This is a genomic window from Candidatus Marinimicrobia bacterium CG08_land_8_20_14_0_20_45_22 (assembly GCA_002774355.1).
Taxonomy (GTDB): domain Bacteria; phylum Fidelibacterota; class UBA2242; order UBA2242; family UBA2242; genus 0-14-0-20-45-22.
Map to the genome: position 1 here is coordinate 1 of PEYN01000095.1, position 4538 is coordinate 4538.

Annotated in this window: 6 protein-coding genes; all 6 read right to left on the reverse strand. The window is 44.1% G+C overall.

The genetic code is table 11. The features are described from left to right. On the reverse strand, positions 1-645 hold a 645-nt coding region (locus tag COT43_05870; GenBank protein PIS28679.1), incomplete at its 3' end, for an AI-2E family transporter. Positions 646-800: 155 nt separating this feature from the next. After that, positions 801-1658: a hypothetical protein gene (locus tag COT43_05875; protein ID PIS28680.1), complete on the reverse strand. Its 858-nt coding sequence runs from the start codon at positions 1656-1658 to the stop codon at positions 801-803. 33 nt (positions 1659-1691) lie between these two features. Further along, complete coding sequence (locus tag COT43_05880; GenBank protein PIS28681.1) at positions 1692-1934, reverse strand: hypothetical protein; 243 nt, start codon at positions 1932-1934, stop codon at positions 1692-1694. Continuing rightward, complete coding sequence (locus COT43_05885; protein ID PIS28682.1) at positions 1921-2106, reverse strand: general stress protein CsbD; 186 nt, start codon at positions 2104-2106, stop codon at positions 1921-1923. Before COT43_05885 ends, COT43_05880 begins: the two co-directional genes overlap by 14 nt. A 116-nt stretch (positions 2107-2222) precedes the next feature. Then, positions 2223-3431 (reverse strand): hypothetical protein, encoded by a 1209-nt coding sequence (locus COT43_05890; protein PIS28683.1) that lies wholly within the window; start codon positions 3429-3431, stop codon positions 2223-2225. Positions 3432-3560: 129 nt separating this feature from the next. Beyond that, positions 3561-4454, reverse strand: a complete 894-nt coding sequence (locus COT43_05895; protein ID PIS28684.1) for a hypothetical protein — start codon at positions 4452-4454, stop codon at positions 3561-3563. Positions 4455-4538 lie beyond the last annotated feature (84 nt).

Sequence of the window (4538 nt, forward strand, 5' to 3'; positions counted from 1 at the left end):
CGTGGCGTTAATGGTATCGTTGACCCGGCTAAGCAGCCGGTCCATTTCTGCTTCCGTAAGTGGCGACAGATACCGAAACGACTGAAGCGCCTTACGACGGTCGCGGAGGAAAAAGAAAAGTAGATAGAAGGTCAGACATAAGCCTATTACCTGCACGACAGAACCCTTAACGACAGACCCGGCGGTATTGGTCAGCCAGTTGTTCAATTTCACAACGGTTTCCGGCAGGTCATACTGTTGCTCGATCCTGCCAGCGAGGTACGCAATGCGCGGCCGATTTTCGAGGGCATGCCGCCAATCGCCGGATTTGACATTAGCCGTGATGAGCTGCGCCCCATTCACTACTTGTTGAACGAGCCTTTGCCCCACAAATGTCGCGGGAAGGACCACGACAAGGCCGATCATTATGATACAGACTACTGCGGCCAGATTGGGATGCTTTAGTTTTAACTCAAGCCACCGTTGGAGCGGATTGAACAAAACTGCCAATACTATAGCCCAGACCAGTACGGACAAGAACGGCACAGCTATCCTGTAACAGAGATAACCCCCACAAACGGTCGCCACAATTAATACGATGGTCTTGATATGACTCCGTGATTCCCAGCCATCGGCAATCGAAGCAAAATTTTGTCTGGTTTTCATCTAATAATTCTCTCCTCAAATTGTCAAGACTAATACCCTTCACGTTCACTCGGGCAATCATCAATGTAGGTTACGCCACTATCAGAAATGTTTTCTTCCACATGATATTCATTTTTATTAACAAATAATCTCCCGGCCTAAGGAGTTATTTGTTCTTATTTCACAACAACTTCAAAAAGAACACGCATGTTAGCTTTGGCTTCCTTCGTGTCAATATCACCAGGGGACACTTCAAACAATGCCGGCTTTGTCCGGCCATATCCGATCACAGTGATTCTTTCCGGCGCTATCCCTTTTTCGATCAGATAGGCCTTGACCGCATTGGCTCTTCTTTCGCTTAATTTCTGGTTGATTTCGGCTGTGCCTTTGGCAGAGGTATATCCCGCCATGCGAACATTTATCGCGGGATTTTCCTTCAGGCTCTGCACATCCTTATCCAACAGCGTCTTCGCTTCAGGGGAAAGGGTAGACTGATCGTAATCAAAATGCGTGTCGCCAAAAACAACTACCTTCTCATCTTCCTTCGGATCAAGCACGAGCATTATGACCTTCAACTCCGACAAACTCTGTTTTGATAGATCCACCTTGGGGGTCCGACTGAACAGTGTGATTAATAGAATCGCTATAATAACGCATAACAAGCCCACAATAGTAAGTAGAATATTTCTCGTCTGTCTGTTGCGCTGTAATCGGGAGCGTTTCCCGGCTTGCTTTTCCGCCTCAAGCCAATCAACAAAATCATTACCGTCAGTAAAGCCGTGTTTCTCGTAGAGATCATACGCTTTGCTCTTGATTTCCTTGTTTTCTTCATTCAACTCTTTCTGCATCATTTCTTCACCTCTTTCTTGAATTAATAAATTATCGTCTAATCCGTTTCGACGTGCATTCCCTTCGCAATCAGTCTTATTCATATAGCCTTGTGTGGATGCTCCAATAATATTGCCGTTCGGGGTAGTGCGTCGCCAACGCCATTGATTCTCGGCGTCTTTGTAGAATTCCCATTTGTCGTTCATATTCTATTTTCTCCTTTCTTCTGTTTCTTCTGGCTATTTTAAATTTTTCTTATTACTCCTGGGTTGGGATTGATCTGGAATCTGAAGTTTCAGGTGGCGTAGAGTCCTGTCCGTTACGGTTGAACCGTAAGACGGATGATTTCGTGCTACTACGTTATACAGTGCGATAAGTCTTCCCGAAAGCATCTCCTGCCATCCGAGGAATATGGCATCTGGATTCGAACCAAATGAATCTTTGCGTTTAATCATGCTTTTAGTCTCATTAATATTTTTCAATCAATCGGCGTATTTCCTCTTGTGTTTTTCCGATCTTCTGCTGAAGCCTTCCCAGCAATTCTTCTTCTTTGCCTTCCGCGAAGAGCAGGTCATCATCTGTCAGGTTGGCGAATTGTTGTTTGAGCTTACCCGCGATCTCATTCCAATTTCCCTTAATGTTGAGTTTGTTCATTTAAAACCTCCATATTGTTAATTACCAGAACCTGTTTTGTTAACTGATAGTACATTTTAGTAAAGTAAAATTAATCATATCCAACCATAAAAATAATCGTCTAAAATAAAAAGAACTCATATTGAAACACCCACCTGAGCATCCAACAATATCCGTGACTTCCTTTCGATAGGGAAAAAGGGTGCTATTTCCAGGCCCGCATTGACTTTTACGTTGGGGGAGCCCCCAAACGCTCTGATAAGCTCGATAACATCCAGGTATATCGACGCGGCAAAACCACCCCGGCCGGCACTCATATCGATCGGCGAGTTCACGCCGAATGTTCCTACTCCAAAGCTGACCGGGAACTGTAGACCATATATCGCTTCCACATAGTGAAATCTTACCATGGCACTGCTCTTGCCGTAGTTGAGAGTACCCTTGGCCCGGGTGTCATACAGAACCTTGGGAATGGCAAGCACGAATTTTGTTTCGATCCTCGGCCCTTTGACGCGATAATAGTGTGTGACGGAGTTGAACCGATCGTTCTCACCGATTTTGATAGTATAATCAGGTTGGATATTGACTTTGATGAGCGCCCAATTGGGCAGGTAGTCAAACTGCAACAGCACTTGTTCGAATTCCTCCGGACGGATTGCGGCATAGGTGCCGTAAGCTGTCCGGTACTGGGTGAACATGACGCGATCCCGATTTGAATTGCCCCAACTTCGAAATGTCAGAACGCGCCGTTCGAATGCATGTACCACGATCCCTTCCCGCGACCGCACCGATGTCCTGATCGTGACGAATTGCGGCCCCATGTGCTCCCGAATACTGTCACGCTCAAAGATCACCCGCAGGTTTTCGATCTGCCCGCGATCAAGAGTGACCGCGGTTCTCGGGTCATTACCGCCGGCTCTGGGGCCCATATGCACATAACTGCTAAGCTTTTCAAAGGCCTGGTTCTCTTCGACATTCACGAAGCAATTTGTTTCATAGAAAAAACGCTGCCAGTGGACATCTAGGACTTTAATGAAAACCCGGTATGAGTTCGGCGTAACCGTTTGGGGAATGACTGCAAAGTATGTATTAATGCCGGAGGGTTCGAACGTCATTCCTTCGATTGTCAGTATCGGGGTCACATTAACCGCTGTCGTACTGTCATTAAGCCAAATGGATAAGTAAATGGTGTCGCCGACCAAGTATACCGGTTTATCGACATGTACATTGATATTAAATTCCTCGAGAGATGGCCAAATTAGCTTAGAGGAATTCGACTGGGCTTGTAGGCAGGTTGTGCCAATCGTGCAGAGAAATACCAGACCTTGAAATATGGTTTTTAACATATTGTCGTCTCTCTATGCCTAAGCACTGCGCTCCACCCGGTTATGGTTATTTTCCCTTTAATAGATTTTTGGTCTCTCAACAGAATTTTTATTTCCATGCTCATCATTTCCGAAAAAAGTCACTCTGTTTCATTTTTTCTTACGACCCCATAACAGCCAACTGTTTTTGGCCTTTTTCATAACTACATTAAATTCGTCCGTACCCTTTTTCAGATTAATAACCGTGGAATCAATATTTTGTTGTAGCGCTTGATCCGTCAGCAGTTTCCCTAATGTTCCTTCTCCTGACTGTAAATTACTCACAATCAATGACAAATCACCCGTGATACGGGATGTATTATCCATCGTTGTTTTTAATGACAGTAGAATATCTTTTATGTTGATTTGCGCGAAGCCACCGGTTACATCATCCACCAGATATTTAAATCCGTCCGAACCTTCTTTCAAATTAATAATCGTGGAATCAAAATTTTGTGCCATGGATCGATCCATTAACAGTCTTCCGACTGTTCCTTTTCCTGATTCCAAACTGCTCGTGATACTCGATAAATCTTGAATAATAAGGGATGTATTGTCAATTGTTGATTTTAATGATATAAAGATATCATCCAAATTTATTGGCCGGGATGTTTGGACAATGTCGTTGTTCTCGATTACCTTTTTATCACCTGTTCCGGGAGTAATAATCAGCATTTTATTACCCATAAGTCCTTCCGAGCCAATACTTATCATCGCATCTTTTCTGATAAACTGTCGGACTCTTTCATCGATGACGATTTCCACTTTGACGGAAGTATCACTCACGATGCTGATAAGGTCGACGACTCCCACATTTACTCCCGAGAGCCGTACGTTATTTCCAGCCTGAAGTCCGGCAACATCGTTAAATGTTCCGATTAACCGAAAGGTTTGTCGGAATAATTGCTGACCCTCACCGATAAAATATATTCCTACAATGAGTACCGCTATCCCAATGATAACAAATATTCCCAGCTTGATTTTATTACTTATTTCTTTTCTCATTTGATCTGCTTACATAATCTTTATTGTTTTTCGTGGATTCAACTAATAAGTGCAACTCGAGAAGGACTTGGAAAAGCGGGCAAG